Annotated in this window: 16 protein-coding genes; 9 read left to right on the plus strand and 7 right to left on the minus strand. The window is 45.0% G+C overall.

Features of this window, described 5'->3' with window-relative positions; genetic code table 11:
* The first annotated feature begins 11 nt into the window (after positions 1–11).
* The 7 genes from BTO09_RS02760 to BTO09_RS02790 are packed head-to-tail and all read left to right on the plus strand — an operon-like array spanning position 12 to position 5,663.
* Positions 12–530, plus strand: coding sequence for a GNAT family N-acetyltransferase (locus BTO09_RS02760; protein ID WP_087523209.1), 519 nt, complete (start codon positions 12–14; stop codon positions 528–530).
* Positions 517–1,257 (plus strand): M15 family metallopeptidase, encoded by a 741-nt coding sequence (locus BTO09_RS02765; protein WP_087523210.1) that lies wholly within the window; start codon positions 517–519, stop codon positions 1,255–1,257. Before BTO09_RS02760 ends, BTO09_RS02765 begins: the two co-directional genes overlap by 14 nt.
* A gap of 51 nt (positions 1,258–1,308) precedes the next feature.
* Positions 1,309–2,091, plus strand: coding sequence for a M48 family metalloprotease (locus BTO09_RS02770; protein WP_087525469.1), 783 nt, complete (start codon positions 1,309–1,311; stop codon positions 2,089–2,091).
* 51 nt (positions 2,092–2,142) lie between these two features.
* The gene (gene gpmI, locus BTO09_RS02775; protein WP_087523211.1) at positions 2,143–3,660 is read left to right on the plus strand and encodes a 2,3-bisphosphoglycerate-independent phosphoglycerate mutase; all 1,518 of its coding nucleotides are present in this window, start codon (positions 2,143–2,145) and stop codon (positions 3,658–3,660) included.
* Between the two features lie 4 nt (positions 3,661–3,664).
* Positions 3,665–4,066, plus strand: a complete 402-nt coding sequence (locus BTO09_RS02780; RefSeq protein WP_087523212.1) for a BT0820 family HAD-type phosphatase — start codon at positions 3,665–3,667, stop codon at positions 4,064–4,066.
* Between the two features lies 1 nt (position 4,067).
* Positions 4,068–4,886, plus strand: coding sequence for a type I methionyl aminopeptidase (gene map / locus BTO09_RS02785; protein WP_087523213.1), 819 nt, complete (start codon positions 4,068–4,070; stop codon positions 4,884–4,886).
* 3 nt (positions 4,887–4,889) lie between these two features.
* A complete protein-coding gene (locus tag BTO09_RS02790; protein ID WP_087523214.1) occupies positions 4,890–5,663 on the plus strand; it encodes a class I SAM-dependent methyltransferase in 774 nt (257 codons plus the stop codon).
* Here the strand turns inward: BTO09_RS02790 and BTO09_RS02795 are convergent.
* The 4 genes from BTO09_RS02795 to BTO09_RS02810 all read right to left on the minus strand — a co-directional run bounded on the left by BTO09_RS02795 (position 5,660) and on the right by BTO09_RS02810 (position 16,531).
* A complete protein-coding gene (locus tag BTO09_RS02795; protein WP_087523215.1) occupies positions 5,660–6,706 on the minus strand; it encodes an FAD:protein FMN transferase in 1,047 nt (348 codons plus the stop codon). The two genes, BTO09_RS02790 and BTO09_RS02795, sit on opposite strands and share 4 nt — an antisense overlap.
* Positions 6,660–7,019: a Na(+)-translocating NADH-quinone reductase subunit F gene (locus tag BTO09_RS02800; RefSeq protein WP_087523216.1), complete on the minus strand. Its 360-nt coding sequence runs from the start codon at positions 7,017–7,019 to the stop codon at positions 6,660–6,662. The genes BTO09_RS02795 and BTO09_RS02800 overlap by 47 nt, the downstream gene beginning before the upstream one ends.
* 174 nt (positions 7,020–7,193) lie before the next feature.
* Positions 7,194–11,837 (minus strand): M36 family metallopeptidase, encoded by a 4,644-nt coding sequence (locus BTO09_RS02805; RefSeq protein WP_198356523.1) that lies wholly within the window; start codon positions 11,835–11,837, stop codon positions 7,194–7,196.
* 197 nt (positions 11,838–12,034) lie between these two features.
* Positions 12,035–16,531, minus strand: coding sequence for a T9SS type A sorting domain-containing protein (locus BTO09_RS02810; protein WP_087523218.1), 4,497 nt, complete (start codon positions 16,529–16,531; stop codon positions 12,035–12,037).
* A gap of 95 nt (positions 16,532–16,626) precedes the next feature.
* Between BTO09_RS02810 and BTO09_RS02815 the strand changes: the two genes are divergently transcribed.
* The gene (locus BTO09_RS02815; protein ID WP_087523219.1) at positions 16,627–17,622 is read left to right on the plus strand and encodes a hypothetical protein; all 996 of its coding nucleotides are present in this window, start codon (positions 16,627–16,629) and stop codon (positions 17,620–17,622) included.
* A 16-nt stretch (positions 17,623–17,638) separates the two neighbouring features.
* Here the strand turns inward: BTO09_RS02815 and BTO09_RS02820 are convergent, their stop codons facing one another.
* From BTO09_RS02820 to BTO09_RS02830, 3 genes are all read right to left on the minus strand, one after another.
* Positions 17,639–18,187, minus strand: coding sequence for a phage tail protein (locus BTO09_RS02820; RefSeq protein ID WP_087523220.1), 549 nt, complete (start codon positions 18,185–18,187; stop codon positions 17,639–17,641).
* 18 nt (positions 18,188–18,205) lie between these two features.
* Complete coding sequence (locus tag BTO09_RS02825) at positions 18,206–18,754, minus strand: hypothetical protein (RefSeq protein WP_087523221.1); 549 nt, start codon at positions 18,752–18,754, stop codon at positions 18,206–18,208.
* 107 nt (positions 18,755–18,861) lie between these two features.
* Positions 18,862–19,416, minus strand: coding sequence for a phage tail protein (locus BTO09_RS02830; protein ID WP_198356525.1), 555 nt, complete (start codon positions 19,414–19,416; stop codon positions 18,862–18,864).
* 135 nt (positions 19,417–19,551) lie between these two features.
* On the opposite strand from BTO09_RS02830, the gene BTO09_RS02835 reads away from it, so the two are divergent.
* Entirely contained in the window at positions 19,552–20,586 is a 1,035-nt protein-coding gene (locus BTO09_RS02835; protein ID WP_087523222.1) for a hypothetical protein, read from the plus strand.
* Positions 20,587–20,588 lie beyond the last annotated feature (2 nt).

Raw genomic sequence — 20,588 nt, forward strand, 5'->3', positions numbered from 1 at the left:
AAATTAGCCCTATGAAGGTGATCTGCGAAACGCCCAGAACCTATTTACGAGAATTTCTCCTTAGTGATGCGGAGTCCTTTTATCAATTGAATTTGGATCCTGAAGTAATTCGCTACACCGGTGACGCTCCTTTTAAGAGTGTCGCAGAAGCGACAGACTTTATTGCCCAATACGACCAATATGAAAAGTATGGTTATGGCCGTTGGGCGGTCTGTTTAAAGGAAGATGATTCTTTTATCGGTTTCTGCGGATTGAAATATCACCCAGAGGAAGAGCTGACAGAAGTGGGCTTTCGGTTTTTTCGCAACCGTTGGAACCAAGGATTTGCCACCGAAACTGCCAAGGCTTGTATTGCCGTGGGTTTCGAAGACTTTGAGCTAGCCGCCATTTATGCTCATGCGGACCGAGAGAATACCGGTTCGATACGCGTCTTGGAAAAATGTGGCCTTAATTTTGTAAAACCCATAGTCTATGATGGTCAATTGGCCAACCTCTATTGCCTGAAACGCCAAGCCTATGAAACGTATTGAATTTATAAAAACGACTGCTTTAGCAACTGCCGGTTTACCCTTGCTAAGCGGATTTAGAATTCCTATGGATCAAGACCTTATTCCCAAAGCACTCCTGATGGGCTATGCCAACGACCAATTGGTTGGAACCGACTACCAATTGGAGCGCCAAACTTGGAGCACTTTTGAAAAGATGAGCGCTGCAGCAGCAGCAGACGGCATACAGATTGAAGTCGCCTCTGCCTTTAGATCTTACGACAGACAACTCGCCATTTGGTCTGGTAAATACGACAGATTTACCAAGGCGGGCATGTCTCCGCTGGCCGCTATGGAAAAGATCATTGAATATTCCACCATTCCAGGCACATCTAGACATCATTGGGGAACCGATATCGACCTCATTGATGGTGGTGCCAGCCCCAGGCCAAAAAGCGTTCTAGAACCTCAGCATTTTCACGGCAAAGGCCCGTTTTGTAAATTCAAAGAATGGATGGACGCCCATGCCGAATCCTTTGGTTTTTTCGAAGTCTATACAAACAATGCAAAACGCAAAGGTTTTAAATATGAACCTTGGCATTTCAGTTACAAACCCGTTTCTCAAAATTATCTAGCAGCCTACCTGAAACTGGATATAAAATCGGAGCTAGAACGCCTCGAAATCCCAGGCTCAAAACACATGGATGTGCAGTTTATCGAAAAATACCTACAAGACAACATTTCGGATATAAATCCGGATTTGTTGCCCTAAGCCTAGCACTTATTTTTTGTACTTTGAAGCCTACAAAAAATAAGTGTCATGTTGCGAAGAGGTAATTGGAAGATCAGAATACTAATTGGCTTGGCCATTGTGGCTTTTGCCTATTTTAAACGCTGTAGCAATACAGAAGTCAACCCCTACACCCAAAGAGAACAGGTCATCTCTATGGAACCCGACCAAGAGATCGCCATTGGCTTACAGGCCATGCCTCAAATGAAACAACAGCACGGCGGCGATTTTCCGAATCAAGACCTACAGAATTTTGTAGATCGCGTGGGGATGAAACTGGTAAACAACAGTATCGCCAAAGACACGCCTTACCGTTATGAATTCCACCTCTTGGCAGACGACCAGACCATCAATGCCTTTGCATTACCAGGAGGACAGATCTTTATCACTTATGCCCTACTTTCAAAATTGGACAACGAAGACCAATTGGCCGGAGTGCTCGGTCACGAGATCGGCCATGTGTTGGGTAGACATTCCGCAGAGCGCATTGCAGAAACAGAATTCTGGCAAACGGTCTCGCAAGGAGCCTCTGTTGGCGCCGATGCCGGTGGACTAGTTGCAGGAATTGGTCAAAATGTACTTTTGGGCAACGGTCGTGACGACGAGCTCGAAAGTGACGACTTGGGCGTGCTCTTTATGATGCAATCCGGATACGATCCACAGGAAATGATCGGAGTTATGGAAGTATTGAAGGCCGCAGCCGGCCCTAACCGCGTTCCGGAGTTTCAGAGCACCCACCCAGACCCAGACAATCGTATGGACGAAATCCGAGCTTCTATCAAAAAGTACCGAGAACAAGGCATAGGAGTTAATTAAGGCCTGTTAATTGTCGATGATTTGGTGTAATTTTGCAGCAAAACATCGCCCATGAGTAAGCAGGTTTTATTGATGATTCTAGATGGTTGGGGAATGACCCAAGACCCTATGGTCTCCGCTATTGCCCAAGCCAATACTCCTTTTGTTGACAGTCTTGCGACAAACTATCCGCATGCCCAGCTTCGCACAGATGGAATGCACGTAGGCCTACCCGAAGGTCAAATGGGGAACTCAGAAGTGGGCCATATGAATCTGGGCGCCGGACGTATTGTCTATCAAGATCTCGCCAAGATCAACAAGGCGGTCAAAGAAGGCACTCTGGCACAAGAACCCGTGCTCCAAGAAGCATTCAACTACGCAAAGAACGAAAATAGAGCCGTGCATTTGTTAGGCTTAGTGTCTGACGGAGGTGTCCACTCGCATATCAATCATTTAAAAGGACTTTTGAACGTGGCAGAAGACCACGGCCTATCTAAGGTATACGTACACGCCTTCACTGATGGTCGCGACGTAGACCCTAAAAGTGGCAAGGGCTTTTTGACTCAGCTTAAAAAACACCTCAAGGAATCTACTGGAGAATTGGCCAGCGTTATTGGACGCTATTACGCTATGGATCGGGACACCCGCTGGGAACGGGTCAAGAAAGCATACGATCTTTTAGTGCACGGTAAAGGAACTCCGAGTAATGATATAGTTGCTAGCATGCAAGAGAGCTATGACAACGATATCACCGATGAATTCATAGAACCCATCTGTATGACAAAGAACGGGGCTCCTGTAGCGACCATAAAAGATGGAGATGTGGTCTTGTTCTTTAACTTCAGAACAGATCGCGGACGGCAACTCACACAAGCCTTGAGTCAACAAGCGTTCCCGGAACAAGAAATGAAGCCTTTAAAGCTGCACTATGTAACCCTTACCAATTACGACGATAGTTTTCAAGGTGTAAAAGTGGTCTACGATAAAGAGAATCTGAACGACACCTTGGGTGAGGTCCTAGAAAAGGCTGGCAAAACCCAGATACGTATTGCAGAGACGGAAAAATATCCACACGTTACCTTCTTTTTCTCCGGAGGTCGAGAAACACCTTTTGAAGGAGAGAAACGGATCTTATGTCCTTCTCCTAAAGTAGCTACTTACGACCTCAAGCCAGAGATGAGCGCTTTTGAGATCCGCGATAAGATCATTCCTGAGATAGCTAACAAAACGGCTGATTTCATTTGTCTGAACTTTGCCAACCCAGACATGGTAGGACATACTGGGGTTTTTGAAGCCGCGGTGAAAGCCTGTGAAACGGTTGATAACTGTGCTGCAGCTATTGTTCAGGCAGCTTTAAAAGAAGATTACGATATTCTGATCATTGCCGATCACGGAAACAGTGAGACCATGATCAATCCGGATGGTAGCCCACATACGGCACATACCACTAATCCGGTGCCGCTTTATTGGGTAACCAATGAACCCGCCAGTATTGCCAATGGTATTTTGGCAGATGTAGCACCGACCATCTTAGCCCTTATGGGCGTCTCTATTCCACAGGCAATGACGGGTAAGATCTTAACACATTAAGCGATTGGAAGAAACGCGAAAAATAGCCATAGATTTTGACGGAACCATAGTGGAAAACGCCTATCCGCGAATTGGCAAACCCATGATCTTTGCTTTTGACACCATGAAAAAGCTTCAAGACAAAGGGTTCCGACTAATCTTATGGACTTACCGACACGGAAAAAGCCTAGACGAGGCGGTGGCCTTTTGCAAGGAGCATGGCGTAGAATTCTATGCGGTAAACCAAAGCTTTCCGGAAGAAGAGGCAACAGACGATGTGTCGCGCAAGATCAATGCAGATATTTTTATAGACGACAGGAACATTGGCGGCATGTGGGACTGGGGCCTGATCTATCAAGAACTTATAGGTGAACGTCCGCAGCAAACCAAAAAATCCAAATCATTATTCCCCTTTTTAAAACGATAATATGATCATTCCAAAGACTGCCGAAGAAATTGAACTAATGCGCGAAAGCGCTTTGATCGTATCTAAAACCTTGGGGATGCTGGCCAGCGAAGTCAAACCCGGAGTAACAAGTCTGCATTTGGACAAACTGGCCGAGACTTTTATTCGTGATCACGGAGCCATTCCAGGTTTCTTAGGCTTATATGACTTCCCCAACACCTTGTGTATGAGTCCAAACGCTCAGGTAGTTCACGGAATTCCCAATGACACTCCTTATGAGGAGGGAGATATCATCTCAATTGATTGTGGAGCTATAAAAAATGGATTCTACGGAGATCACGCTTATACCTTTGCTGTAGGCGAAATTGCTCCAGAGGTTGAGCAGCTCCTAAAGGTGACCAAAGAATCACTCTACCTAGGTATTGCGCAATTTAAAAAGGGCAATCGTACGGGCGATGTAGGCTATGCTATCCAGCAGCATTGTGAACAACACGGCTACGGTGTAGTTAGAGAACTCGTAGGGCACGGTTTAGGCCGTACCATGCACGAAGACCCGGAAATGCCTAACTACGGTCGCAGAGGGCGTGGTAAGAAGTTTATTGAGGGCATGACAGTGGCCATTGAACCTATGATCAATTTAGGCACACACCGTATTGAGCAACTCAAAGATGGTTGGACCATCCTCACGCGTGACCGAAAACCCAGTGCGCACTTTGAGCACAACGTAGCTTTGGTCAATGGGAAACCTGAATTGCTTTCAACCTTTGGTTATATTTACAAGGCCCTAGGCATAGAAAGTGACGAAGAAGAACCGTTTAGAGCCGAGGCCCTGGTGTTATAACCCATGAAGGCGATCTTTAAATTCTTTTTAAACCTTTTGCCCAGACCACTGCTGATTCGATTGAGTTATGTGGTCAGGCCTGTTTTGGCCTTTTTCATGCGGGGAAAACGCTACATCGACCCTATAGATGGTCGAGGATTTCGGAGTTTCTTAGCTTACGGATATGCAAAAACTCGAGAGAATGTGCTGTCTCCAAGCACTTTGTCATTAGAAAGACACCGTTTACTTTGGTTGTTTTTAAAACAAGAGACTGACTTGTTCACTAAGCCGCAAAAGCTATTGCATTTTGCTCCGGAACAAGCCTTTTACAAGCGTTTTAAAAAGATGGCTCATTTAGATTATGTCACTACGGATCTCAATTCTCCTATAGCCGATGTAAAAGCTGATATCTGTAATTTACCTTTTGAAGATTCTAGTTTTGATGTGATCTTGTGCAATCATGTACTGGAACACATTCCAGATGACACACAGGCCATGAAGGAGTTATTTCGCGTCTTGCGCCCAGGTGGTTGGGGAGTATTTCAGATCCCACAGGATCTCAATAGAGCGTCTACTTTTGAAGATCCCAGTATTACCGACAAAGAAGAACGTACTCGTATCTTCGGTCAATACGATCACGTACGTGTTTATGGTCGTGATTACTTTGATAAATTGCGCGAGGTAGGCTTTGAGGTAACTGCTGTGGATTATACCCAGACCATAGGCAAAGAAATGTCAGACACCTATAGATTGGCGTGGGGAGAGCTTATCCCCTATTGCAAAAAACCGTCAGCTTAATCTCTGAGCAAAGGTTCGAATCCCGGAGAATAATAAACAGCGGTAGAATCTCCGACCGCAAAGGTCAAATAGGCCTCTACTCCACTTAAACGGCTCAATAATTCTTTAGACTTCGCTAACCCTAAGGCCATAAATGTAGTAGCGTAGGCATCTGCTTCTGCGCAGGTTTTAGCAACTACGGTCGCACTGGTCACATCGCTGGTCTCTGCGGAGCCAGTAAGCGGATTCAAAGTATGAACATAGCGTTTCCCGCTGTTAGGGTCCACTCTGAATTTTCGGTAGTTCCCAGAGGCCGCCATGGCCAAATCTTGTAAACTGACCTTAGCTTGCAATCCTCGTACTTCTAAATTGGAGTCTACAGCTTCTATACCTGTGATCCACGGAGAATTCCTTTCTATATTGGTGCCGGAGGCATATACCTCACCGCCCAGCTCGACCAAAAAGTCAGTCAATCCTTCGCTTTTCATATAGCTAACTATCCTATCTATCCCGTAACCTTTTGCAATAGCGTTGAAATCAAAATAGATCTGCGGATGCGCCTTGGAAATGGTCCCGTCTGAGTTGAGTTTAACCTTATTGAATCCAACATAAGTCATAAGAGAATCCAAGGTAAGGCTGTCTATTCGAGCTAGCGGTTTCTCATCGCCAAATCCGTAGGCATTGCGCAACACTCCTATGGTAGGATCGAAATAACCTCCGGATTCTTGGTGGATACGTTGAGCAAGCTTATAAACGTCCTGCAACATGGCATCGGTAATCTGAGTAGAATCGCCCTGGTTGATCCGTGTGATATCGCTATCTTTCCAGTAGGTGCTCATGGATTGATTCACAGCATTGATCACCGAATCTACGCCAACGCTGAGATCTAATTTATCGCTGTGAAAATACTTGATAGAAAAGGTGGTTCCGAACGCTCCGCCCTGTAGGGTGTGCAGCTGCGGATTTGTTTCTTGACACCCAACCGCCAAGAGCAGTAGCAGTCCAACAATACTGGATTTAAATAATTTCTTGAAGTCCATGGTAGACCATAGTATATGATTCATCTTTTACCGGAGGTTTTGCATAGTCTGATCCGTGTCCAAGCCCCACTCCGGCGTAGTAGGTCTTGGCGTTGAATTTATCGGCATGCTGTTTTATGGTTTGCATAAAGACAGGATCGTAAGCCTTTGCATCTTGTGGATAAGCAATGGCCCGCACAATGACAAAGTGAAGGTCTTTGTTCTTTAAGGCCACAAACTGCGGATCTTTTTTAAGCTTTGAATTCACACCGAGGAATTCATAGCCTTGTTCTTCCAGATCCTTGCCCACAATATTCATGGCTAGATTATGTAATTCCTGTGCTGAGAGTGGCGTCATTTGGTCTTATCCTTTAGGCTCCTGTGCTGCTTTGATTCACGATTACAAAAATAACCATTTTTACTGCGGATTCAGCAAATCAAACTGCCAACCTGTTCTCTTATTAACTCAATTTAAGGCATAAAAAAACCGGCACTTTAGTACCGGTTTTTTTCTATTAAGAGGCAATTCTAATTATTGCTTAATAACTCGCTTTACGATAGTACCTTCTGTGGTGTATACTTTCACAAAGTAGATGGCCGTATCCAAACCTGTAAGATCCAGATCCACAGTATCGGTTGTACTAAAGGTCTTGTTTGTGATCAGTCTACCGCGAATATCGCGCACCTCAACCGCTTCTATCGTTGCCGATGGAGCTACTACACGCACAAGGCCTGTAGTTGGGTTAGGCACCACACTCAAGTTGGTCAACTGATCGTCGTTGGTGTTGAGCACTTTCTCTTCAAAGAACACTAAGAAACGATCCTCGTCCATTCCTGCCTCCGCAGCAAAGCTATAGTTAGCCGTGCTCAGGTTGGTAATGGTTCCCGTTACCTTATCCTCTAAGTAAACGTTTAGCTCAGTAGGCAAAGTTCCCAATTCAATATCATTCAACGAAATGGTGAACAATTGGTTCTCTTCTATTTGAGAACGGAATCCTACTTGGATCTCTGCTCCCATATCAAATGCCTCGCGAGCCTGAATGGTCAATTGCTCGCCAGTAGCCAAGGTAGAGAATAGAGAAACTGGAGTACCCAAACGCTTAGCGTCGAACTGCGGCTCAAAACCTGCAGTAGCTCTGTCCATAAAGGCTACCAACATCTGGCTACCCAACTTATAGGTCTCGTTCTTTACGTTCAACCACAGACGCACTTTAGAAGCGTCAAATGACTTGTAATCTGTATTGTTGCCAACCACACGCTGATCGTTCTCGTAGGTAACGGTTCCTGCGGCCAAAGCCTTGAATCCGAATCCTTGTCCAGAAGCGATGTACTGCGTTGGAGCAGTTCCACCATTGGCAGCAGCTGTACCTCCAACAGTAGCAACATACATGGAAATATCTCCCATATCATAGTTGGCCTCATTATAACCGTCGTAAGCCGCACTCGGCCCATTAATATGGTTCCAGAAATAAAGCGTTCCTACTACAGTACTGTTATCGGCTACAAATACATCTGCATCTATTGCAGAAGGGTATGGATTAGCCGTCACATTGGCACTTGCATTCTGAGATCCGTTGTATCCGGCGGCAAAAGTGAATACCCCATTGTTCAGTGTACCATCATCGTAGGTGAAGTTATAAACTGCACCATCTGGAACCGTTGGAGATGCTTGTGGCATCAATAGATACCCTTCTCCTGGGTTAATGGTTCCTGTATAGTTTGCCCAGTTATCTCCGTTATCGTCTGCCCAGTTCTCAACTCCTGGATCAGAAGCTGCAACTGCAGTATTAGGCACAAAACTAGCCGTATTGTGATTTCTAAACTGCACAGCTGTTCCAAATGTGTTGGCACGAGTACTTCCACTCATTGGGTTACCAACGATCATAAAGTCGCGGTTATCTAGAGAAGGAGACGTCTTGCGAACAATGATACTACCGTTATTGGTAACAACAGCATCGTCGTTGATCTGTACTACAGAACCTTCGTGTGCGACATCTAAAGTACCATCTACAACAATATTACCAACTGCGCTTAATGTTCCACCTGCACTTACGGTAAGGGTTGCTCCCGGATCAATATCACAGGCACAAGCCGTGATATCTCCATTAGTGGCCGTGTCGAAGTTACTTGCAATGGTTGCAATGGTTCCGGCATTTGGAGTTACATCCCAAGATCCTCCAGAGAAGGTAGAACCGGTTCCCTCTACAGTAACTACTACATCACAAGTAGTAACACCTCCAGCACCGTCGTCTGCAGTGATGGTCACAATATTCTCTCCAAGATCAGCACAAGTAAAGGCTGTTTGGCTTAGTGATACCGCAACCGCATTTCCACAGTTTTCGGCCAAGCCACCCGCATCAGGAATAAAGGCAACAAAATCGTTGGTTGCAGTCCAGTTGGTGTTGTTTCTTCCTGGAGTTGCATAAAATTCTGAAGCATCAGCATTTTCGATTCCTTGAGTACGAGTTCCGCCATCTGAGGTGATATTGGTTCCGTGGATCTCTACCACCCCAGTACTTTCGAACATCTTAACTTGGAAAGTATTCTGAATTCCTGTACCGCCACTAATATAGTGACGTATGTTGTCGTAATTAACAATGAAAGTTCGGTTTGGCGCCGTACCAATAGTTGCATAACTAATGGTCGAACCAGCATCTGGTGTAAGATCGTCCCACATACCAGCAATCTGATTATTCGGAGTTGCACTGTTACCCAAGGCAGTGTTGTTGAACGCGCCAAGGCCAGCATTGGTAAAGCTAATATATCCGTTGGATGCGATATAGGCTGTTGTATAATCGGTTCCGAAGAAATTGAAAGTAAATCCGATAGGCACACCGATACCAGCGTCGTCACCTAAAGTCACTTCGGTATCAACAGCAGTGATATCTTCTGGAGCAAAGGTTCCGGTTTGATCAACCGTGTATCCACCTCCAGGCAATAGGTTAGAGATAACGTCAGCTTCTACAAGCGTTGCGTTCCCTGCACCATCTAAAGTCAAAGTAGCGTTTTGGCAAACCAATTCTGGGTTACCGTCAGTTACGTCTATAGATTGCGTTGGAGCAGCAGGTGATCCGTCACAATCTTGAGTTGTAAATGTTATAGTATGTGTACCCACACCAGCAGCAGACGGATCAAAATCAAAAGTTCCATCTCCGTTGTCTGTTACACCTGGTCCTGAATACACACCCGCCGCTAAAGCAGATCCTCCACTCAAGGTCTGTACCGCTTCCGTTACGCAGAATGTATCTCCACCTACCAAGTTAAAACTCGCACTTGGCGAAGTAAAGTCTTGTACACCATCAGTTACACTACTGGTAGAGCCTTGAGACGCATTCACACCTAATCCTCTTCTAGCAAAGGCATCCCAGATCAAACACTGATTGGCTCCGCCGTAAATATTCAAATCCGCCTGAAGGATAGCATCGCGTCCGTCAACAAATCCTGGACTACAAGGCTGTAGCTTCATAGCCTCAGATACTAGGTTCAAAGCAATGTTGTTTCCGCCTGTCCCGCTGTAGAAATCGGTATCAAAACCATATACATCGATCAGGTCCCAAGTCATTTCCCAAAGCATGGTTGCCCAAACAGATCCAACTCCGTGAGGAACAGATACCGAAGAAATATTGCTGTAAGTCTGCGTGTTATTCTCTCTATTGTACGGCTGCGGACGAATTCCACCCCCAGTAGTCGGTTGCTCGAACAAGAAGGTTCCAACCGGACGATTGGTATTAGATGCGTCTCCTGATTTCATGGTAAGGATTAGACCTAAGAAGTCACTCCAACCTTCTCCCATTTGCTCGCTGTTCCCTAAACATCCGGCAGCAGCAGGACCTCCCGTAAGACGGTTAGACCATCCGTGGCCGTATTCGTGGGCGATTACTAGGTTATCAAAATCACCATCGGCAAATTGACCGTTTCCGTTATTATCACAAACATACATCTGCATTCTTGGGTTACCTCCGTCAGATGGAGTACCGAAGTTCGCGTTACAAGTTCCAGAACCGTCTTGAGCCTCTGCATCTACAGAGTCTCCGCCAATTCCACCGTTGCCGTAGTTGTTCTCTTGGAAGTTTCCGGCAGCTTCGTCGAAACCATACTCATAAAGTACATCGTGAATTACATTGGTCCAGTAAAATAAGTTCGTGATCGCCGCGTCTTCTGATTGATTCGCGGTAGTATAAGGTATGGTTAAAGTATAGTCAAAATCTAGACTCGCACCTCCGTTTGGTGTATAACCAGGATTGTCACCATCTTCATAGGCGAAACAGTTATTTCCACGTGCCGTGGTGAACTCGGCACCAGTTGCGCCGTTTGTATCGTGCCATCCGTGAGGAGAAGCATTGGTGTTTTCAGGATTTACAACCAATACGCGTCCCGTACTGTGGTTCGGAGACTCGTCTGGCATAGCGTAAACTCGATATTGAGCCGGTACCGGAGCAGCGGCATTTACAACCATAGTCGGTGTATAAGCTACATCGTCCTTTGGAGCTGGATGCGGACCAATAAAAGGCAAATCGTTGCTGTGGTCGTGACTAAAGTCACAATAGTTGGTAAAGTTGTATTTACTCACGATCTCACCACTTTGCGCATCTACAAAGAAATTGTACCAATCGGCACTACGGGTCTCTGCGATAGAAAGCTCCCAAGTAAGTGTCAGGCCGTCTTTAGCATCGTAGTGATACACCAATTGTGTTGGGATCTCACGCTCTGAAATTCCAGCTTTACTATAAAGAACCACCCCATTGTCTTTACGTTCCAATTGTGTCAAGGGCTCGGACATACTGTAGACCATACGTGTTGCCACATTTTGGATAGCCATTTCTGCTGTCATGGCTGAGCCGGTCTTATCCTTGGCCTCATTGAAGAGGTTCTTGATCATCTTATTGTTAAAGTTGCTCAGCTTCCCATCGGCATTGATATGAATGCTCGATTCGGTTCCTTTTACTGGAATTCCGTTAATGGCCTGAACAAAATAAACGTGATGTGTACCGCTTACGGCACTCGTATGCTCAGAGGTGATAAAATAATCGGCATCTTCTTGAAAAAGAGCCTCTTTTGCCACTAATTCCTGTAATTGTTGATCTAAATTGAAGTTGCGGGTTTGTCCCTGAGCAGTAAAGGTCGCTCCTAATGTCAAGCAGGCAAGGATTCCAAAAATCACCTTTTTGACTGACAATGAGACAGTTAAGTAATTAAGATACATAATAAGTACGGTTAAATTTTGATAATTAGGGGTTGAATACAAGCTAGTTAGTCGTCAAAAATAGTATTTAATCGATGAAATACAAGGGAAAATCGAGAAATGTTAAGGATCTCATAAAAAAAGTGCCAATTCACTAAGTGATTGGCACTTTTTTGTTTAAAGTTTGAGATTTATTCCTTGATCAAACGCAAGCTCTGCGTACCGGTATCTGTAGTGACCTTAAGAATATAAACTGCAGCGTCTAGTTCTGCTACGCTAAAGCTAGTTTGATCTGCGCTCAGCTGATGTTGCATGACTTGTCGTCCGCGGATATCGTAAACAGTTACGGCCTGAATAATGGTTCCATTAGGCGCACTTAGTGTAACCATATCACTGGCCGGGTTTGGATGCAAGCCCACAGTTGCCAATTGATTGTCATCAACACTTAAAACACGCTGTTCAAACACCAAACTGAAACGATTGTCGTAAGTGCCATTTAAGGCCCTAAAGGTGTAATCGCCCTGGGTTAGATCGGTTTGTGTATTTAAAACATGATCTATCAGATATACCGGTATATCCAAAGGCATACTATCAAATTCCATCTCGGCAATACTAATGGTAAAGACCGCATCGGCCTCTATCATACTGCTCATACCAAGAACGACCTCAGCCTCTGCTTCCCAAACCGGAAGGCCATTAATGGCTAGCTCCTCTCCAGTTTGTAATTGCGAGTAAATAGACACAGGCGTTGCCAATCGCTTGGCGTCGAAATGCGGCTCCATTGCAGCAGTAGCTCCGTCTACAAAAGCGATAAGAGCTTGCGAACGCAAACTGTAGGTCTCATTGGTTAAATTCAACCAGATACGATCTCGAGTGGTCGGTTCTAAAGCTCTAAAGGTATTATTCGGACCTGTTACACGCATGGCATTGTTAAAGTTCACAGTTCCTGCAGCGGCAGCCTTATAGGCGAATCCTTGAGCAGATGCAATGAACTCTGTTGGCGCCACACCTCCATTGGCAGCAGCTACTCCTCCTGAGCCTGTGGTGTACATAGAGATATCGCCCATATCGTAATTCAAAGGAGCATATCCCGGATAGGTTCCAGAAGGTGCAGTAAGGTGTTCCCAAAAATAAAGTGTGGAAACAATCGCAGCGTTCTCTGCAATGAACAGGTCAGCATCTATAGCAGAAGCATATGGATTGCTCACCAGGTTCGGACTGGAATTCTGATCTGTATTGAAAATAGCCGTTGTAGCGACAGGACCACTGTTTAGCGTACCCGTATTAAAATCAATAGTAAATACTCCAGAAGGACCAGCGTCAACGCCTCTTCTTCTATACATATAGCCTTCTCCGACATTTAAAGTACCGGTATATGGTGACCAGTTGTCTCCGTTATCATCGGCAAAATTCTCTGCGGATGGGAATGCGGTAGCAACATCAGTATTTGGCACAAAATTCAATGTATTGTGGCCAAACATGCGCACGCGAGCAGGATCATATAAGCCAGTTGCAGCTTGCATACTCATAGGAGAACCGATAATACTGAAGTCTCTCAATGAGAGACTCGGTGTGGTTTTTTGCACACTGATCGAACCACCATTAAGGGTGGTTGCAGTTTCTAAAGTTTGTACTACCGAACCTTCGTGCTCCACTACGAGGTTTCCGGTAGCTCCAATAATAATTTCATCTGTAGCTAGGAGATAATCTCCCGCAGCTACTGTTACTGTTGCGGCTCCGATAAGACAAGAACATGATTCTATGCTCCCTGTCACGGTATTGTAATCGCCAGAGAATGCAACAACGGCTCCTAGATCTGGAGTTCCATTATCCCATACGGCTCCATCCCAATCGGTCACGCGACCATTGATGGTTATGTCTGTTGCACAACTATCAATATTACCGGCGTCGTCAAAAGCGTATAAGGTCTCATTCACTGTCCCTATATCACTACAACTGTATTGTAGTGGAGCATCTGCAATAATAGGCAGATCCCAAGTTATGGTAGACATACCAAAAGCTCCAGGATCTGGGATCAACACGTGCATGAAATAAGTCTTCCCGGCTTCAAAAGATCTTACCGGACTAGTGTCTGTTGCGGTAAGCACCCCGCTATTATTGTAATTGACAAATCCGAGGTAATTAGGTGAAGTGAACAGATCGATTCCAAGATCGGGCTTCGCATCAAAGAAGGTGATCACGTTCCCATCGGAAGCAGAGGTTCCTGTTGCAACAGGAGTATAATCTCCAGTGACAGGAACTGTAAATGCAAATTCATTGATAAGGAAAGGATTTCCTCCATAAATTACAGAGGTACTTCCTGCGGTGGTCTCAGAATCAAAACCAGTGGTTTCGAAGCCGAGATAGAAACGTGCAGCATTATCTGAGGAGCCTCCGTCTGCATCAGCAGGAGCCACAAGTACGTTTCCGTCAGCACCCAGCTCCACCGTTACGTCTTGGCATACCGCAATAGGAGCAACAATATCTTCACAAAACTTAAAATTATCTACAGCGACATAAATAAAACTGCCGCTTGTGGTCACTTCTATCTCGTCTACATCGACTCCTGTAAAATCAGAAGCCCCATCTGTAGCAAAGTTTACCGTAGAGAATCCATTAGTAGAACCAAAAGTCGTTGGAAAACTACCTGTTTTGGTAAAACTGTAAACCTCTACACCATCGAGTAGACCGCGAACGGTCAATGAGCCGTCGTTGGTAGGATTAGCTCCATTAGCCTCCGAAGAAACAAAGACCTCGAAACTTTCCATATAGATCAGTGAAGTATTGGTTACACTAATAGAATAGGTCTTATCAATTCCTTGATCGTCTATATTGTCTAAATAACGGTCAGAAGATCCTGCTCCTGCCCCGATAAACTCATCCACACTGAAAAGGGTGGTACTGGTCGAGAAAGGCACCCCAGCACGCGTCCAAACATTGGCGTCCAGCGCTAAAGCTTCGAAAGTTTCCACATAGCAAGAAGATACCAAATGTACTTCTGCTTCTGTAAAAGGATCTGGAGGAGTGTTACCATCCAAATCGGCAATATCTGTTCCAGGCAACAGATCTAGTCTAAGGGTACCTTCGCCAGAGATTCCGGTGATACTCACTGTATAGGTATTGGCAGAACCGCTTACGCTGTCCACACTCCCTGTAGCTGTTCCTGTTAAGGTCAGACTAAAATCGTCCGTGGAAACATTTACCGCATCCTCATTGAAGACAACAGTATAATCCACACTACTGGCATTTGCTTCTGGGTCTCCTACTAAGCTAGCTGCAAGTACTATTGGTGGATCTGTCGCAGAAACTCCCTCGCAATGCTCAAAGTTGTCTGTTGCTATATAATTGAAGGCACCACTAGTCGCAATTCTTATCTCGTCGATATTAGACAGACTGTAATCCGCAGCTCCATCTGTGGCAAAATCTACCGTAAACCAGCCGCCATTGGTAGAGAAATCTGTTGGAAAACCAGTGGTCTTGGTAATGGTGAATACTGTACTCCCCCCTAAAACTCCAGTTAAGGTAAGGGTTCCGTCGTCGGTAGGGTTTGTTCCGCCATCAGAAGAGGCGTAAAAATCCATGGCTTCAACATTGAAAGCTTCGCCGCCCGAAGTGGAAATAGAATAGTTTTTATTAACCCCCAGATCAGTATCATTGTCTAAAAACTGATCGGAGCCCGACGAGCCGCCTCCAGCAAAAAAGCCAACATCGAAAACATCGCCGGTGGTCTCGAAACCAATACCGTTACTGGAGAAAACTATATCGCCAGAAACAAAACTTTCAAAGGTTTCCTGAAAACAGCGCGTAACCACATGATCCTCGCCAGCTGTAAAAGCAGGCGCCGGAGAATTGCCCAAAGTATCCTCTATATCGTTTGTTCCAGAGAGATCAACGCTAATGGTTCCTTCTCCAGAAATATTGTCTACTGTTATGGTATAGGTGTTTACAGAGCCACTTATGGACGCTAAGTTACCCAGGGTACCCACGGCATCTAAAGCAAAATCATCTAAAGTGACATTAACCGCCTCCTCATTAAAGGTGACTAAAAAGTCAACGCTAGTCGCGGTACTGGTTGGCGTACCCACCACGTCTATGGACTGCACAAAAGGCGGATCCGTGTTCAATATCTCGCTGTCAATGATAAAATCATCTAATGCTACATATTGCAGGGATCCTTGCAAGGTGAATTGCAATTCGTCTATGTTCAAGATGCTGTAATCTGCTCCCGGCTCCGTGGCGAAGTCGAGTTCAAAGAATCCTTCATTGACAGAAAAGTCAGCGGGAAACCCAGAGGTTTTGGTATAAGTCCAAACGGTGACTCCAGCTAGTTTTCCAACAAATTCTACGCTTTGACCTGTGGTTGGCGTGTCGCCCGTGGCAATTGCAGACACATACATGTCTATGGACTGCATAGTAAAGGCCGCGCCACCAGTAGTTATGGAAAAGGACGATCCTGTAGCGGCAATGCCCAAGTTATCCATAAACTTATCGGAGCCCCCAGCTCCTGCATTGACAAAAGTGGTAACGTCAAAATCGGTGTTGCTGGAAGTAAATGTCTTTCCGTCCAGAACAAAGCTATCGGTACCGTCTGCCAATGCCTCAAAATCTTCTGTGAACTGCGCTTGGGCGGTAGTCACTGCAAATAGCAGCAAGAAGGCGCAAAAAAAGTAATTAAAAATCGATTTCATTTCTAGTTGATTAGAACACGAGTATTTGAGTTCCTATTTAAGAAATAGGTAGAACTGCCCGTGTCCGGTTCATTTAAATTTTACATCTTAGCACTATGATTTCGACAAATTCCTTTGCTGATCTGTTTCAGTCCATCAAAACTGCCAAAACAGAATCCGAAGAGATCGCTGCCGCTTTCGCCTTAGCAGATCACTATCAGGAATTACTGGAAGAACACGCTTTACTGAGAGACTTTTCGAATAAAGAAGAGACCTTCTTAGATGGTGGTGTTGCCTTGGCTTCTCAATACGCCTTGGACTGTCTGCGAGACCCGCTGCGTACTACACGCTTTATTACGGGCACCTATCAAGCGATCAAAGATCAGCTTGTCGATAGAGACAGCGTGAATCTGCTTTATGCAGGTTGCGGACCGGCGGCACCACTGATCTTGCCATTTTTGCACAACTTTTCTCCCGATCAAGTTCGAATAAGTCTTTTGGACATTACCAAAAGCTCTATCAAAGCGGTCAAAAGTCTAGTAGAAGCCTTACAATTACAAGATTATATCACAGACTATATTACTGCGGATGCAATAACCTATAAGGCCCCAAAGGAGCACTATGATATCATGGTATCGGAAACGATGGACAAAGGCCTTACCAGAGAGCCTCAAGTGAGGATCATGCAAAACCTCTTACCCCAATTAAAGGCTACTGGTTTGTTTATACCACAAACCATAGATGTGTATGGGGAGCTGACATTTTACGGAAAGGAACCCTACTTTGATCTCTATAAAGAGCTTCAGACTTTAGGTCCCTGTTATAAAACAACGCAGCGAACGAAACTGTTTAGCATTGCGAAAGATGTTTCCTCTGAGCAGCCGTTTGAATTCGAATCAGAAAGGATTCAAATTCCAGCAGATCTCACAGAAACACCAGACGCCGCGGTTTTTGCCGAAATACAAGTTTACAAAGAACGTATTTTGCCCAAGGCAAAATCATTGATTAGCAATTCGTATTGCATTCGTTCACTAGTGGGGGAAGAAAACAAACACTTTAAGTTCTGTTATTCGACCGCAGGCACTCCAACTTGGAAACTGCAGATCGATTAAGTTCTACAGCTTATTATTAAGAACGCGATGGATAGATACCCTGAAGGGCAATGATCCAATTGGTCACTATTAAAGGCTGAATGTTATTCACCGGAAGATTTGATCCTGTATTCCCTACTGTCAATCCGTTCAATGGCTGATCTGGCGTTGCAGAATTAAATCCTAAAGACGGCACAAAAGAACGTCCGGATTGTTGCCCAGGTGTAGCTATAGAAGCTCCAGAAAAGGGAGTACTCGCGTTAGCATCTGCAGCACTGGAATTCATTGTAGCAGTGTGCGTGTGCGATGGCAGCTGGGTTACGATAAGAGTATTCGTCTCTGTTCCGATTTTCTGACCCATGATATAGTTAGAAAGCCCCGGCCCATTACCGTTGTGTAAATTGATACGCCCTCTCAGATCTGGAAGTGCGAAAGTAGTTCTACCGTCTCCACCGTACATGGTTCCTAAGAGTGAAAAAAGTGCTGAATTAGAAGCGATGGCTAAGAGTTGGCCGTCGCATTTCGCCCAACCTACAGGCGCGAAGTTGAACCCCACACTCATGAGTTGTCCAAGAAATGGTTCCATAATTTGTATTGGTTTTAGTTAAAGTGAAAAATTTAAGTTTATCGTGTTGTTGGTGAGTTGGTTCTTAACGGTAGGAAGTGTTTTGGCACCAAGAGCTTGGTGTTTTTCCCAGTGACTCGAATGCGCGAAAGCTTGCTTCTGATTTACACAGAGCAAACCGTAATTCTCGCGTCCGTCTTTAGAGATACGGAAATAGAATCGGGGCAATTCGCCCTTTTTTCTACCTGGCCAATCACTTTTAAAACTGTAATCGCCATTGGAGTCGGTGTGGAAATATCCTCGTTTTAGTTTCCAACTCGAATTCGCATCTTTGAACCAAACCTCTACTTTGGCATTGGCCACCGGCATTAAGGAATCTACATCTAAGATCTGACCTTTTATCTCAAGGTGCTTGTCTAGTTTCAATCCGGATCTGAAATCGGTTTTCTCGTTGGAATAACTTGAATATCCTGGAAAATTTGAACCTGGGTTGACGTTGGCTAGTGTTGCTGTTCCAATTAATGAAAAACCAACAGTAGCTACTGCTGAGTTGCGCAAGAATTTGCGTCTTGAATTGTCTGGTTTCATAATTGCGGTTAGTTATTGCTTAAAGTTAATAAAATAAATCGGTCTTGAATAAAAAAAAGAGTTGCCCCAAGTGGAACAACCCTTTCGTCAAATGAAAGCCTACATTATTAATTTCTAGAAGGATAAACTCCCTGTAGCGCAATAATGTAGTTTACAACCTGTACAGGCTGCATATTGTTGGCTGGCTGACCACCACCGGTATTTCCTGTTTGCACTGAACTGGCATTTAGCGTTACATCTGGACTCGCACCGTTAAATCCTTGGGTTGCCGTGAAGGTTCTCCCCGACAAAGTTCCCGGAGTAGCAATGGTTGCATTTGCGGTTGCTGCGGATTGGGTAGCGTCCGAGCCACTAACATTTAAAGAAGCTGTATGGTTGTGGGGCGGCAAGTTAGACGCTTGTAAAAGCGTAGTTTCTGCACCTGTCTTTTGTCCTAGAGGACGAGGGGTGAGTCCTGGGCCGTTTCCGGCTCCGATAGGAGCACGACCTCTTAGATCTGGCAAGCCAAAGGTAGTTCTACCATCACCTCCGTAAGTGGTTCCCAAGATCGAGAACAAGGCGGTGTTTTGACTGATCGATAATAGTTGTCCCTCACAAAGAGCCCAACCTCTGGGGGCAAAATTTCCCCCGAACATAATGATTTCTCCTATAAATGGATCCATAATAATATGATTTAAGTGATTTCCCGTTAATGAAGCTGTTTTATGCTTCTTTGGTAAAACTAGTGGAGTCACTTTGCATGAGTAAGGGTATAAATACCCGTTTTCAATTTTAATGGGATGTCTTACCTTCGCCTTATGAAGAATTCCTTAAAGATCCTCGGTGAGATTGCCGACAGCCTTTACAACCCAGAGCTTCATTATCAGGAGCTTTTCAACGGGTGTCAAACCTATAAATCCCTTTTATTGGAGATAACGGCAATAAAGCTCGAAGAAGAACAGCACCGCAACGATATATATACAGATGCAGGCCGTGCCGTTGGCACAGAATGGGCCATTCGCTGTGTAGAAGACATTATGCGAACCAGAGCGTATAGCAGTGCCGTATATCAGGCTGTCAAAGAGCTAAACGATACGTTGGATCGCCCCGTTCGTTTGATCTACGCGGGAACAGGCCCATTTGCTACCTTAGTATTACCGCTCATTACGCGCTTCAGTCCAGAAGAGCTGCAATTGGATTTACTGGAAATTAATCCGGAAAGCGCTGCACATTTAAAACAAGTCTTAAAGCATTTCGAGGCAGAGGCCTATGTTCGGGAATTCGCTGTTACAGATGCTACGACCTATCAAATTGCTGAGCCAGAAGGTGTTGATATTTTACTGAGTGAAACTATGCAAGCGGGATTGGCGCAAGAGCATCAAGTCGCTATATGTTACAACCTATTGCCGCAACTCCCGGAGCACACTGTACTTATCCCAGAGGAGATCACCTTAAAGCTCTATGCCGTGAATCAGGATAAACAGCATCAGCATAAATTATCATTGAATCCAGAAGCGGAACCAAACTTCTACACAGATCTCGGCACGCTTTTTACCTTAGACCGCCCAACGGTTATGCAACAATACAAAAAGATCAATGCGCAAGGGGCAGAAGCCGAATTCGAGGCAGTAGATATTGAAATCCCAAAAGACACCCACAGAAAACACCAGCAACTGTCTATCGCTACGCAGATCTTCTTGTATAAGGACATAGAGCTTAAATTAGAAGAATCAGGTCTCACCGCTTTGCGCATACTGCAGCCGCTTAATCCTATGATGCGAACAGTGAAGAATGTACGAAGCAGGTACTATACAGGCGAGGCTCCCGGTTTGGATTTTGAATTGAACGTATAAAA

Origin of the sequence: Gilvibacter sp. SZ-19 (assembly GCF_002163875.1) — a bacterium.
Taxonomy (GTDB): domain Bacteria; phylum Bacteroidota; class Bacteroidia; order Flavobacteriales; family Flavobacteriaceae; genus Gilvibacter.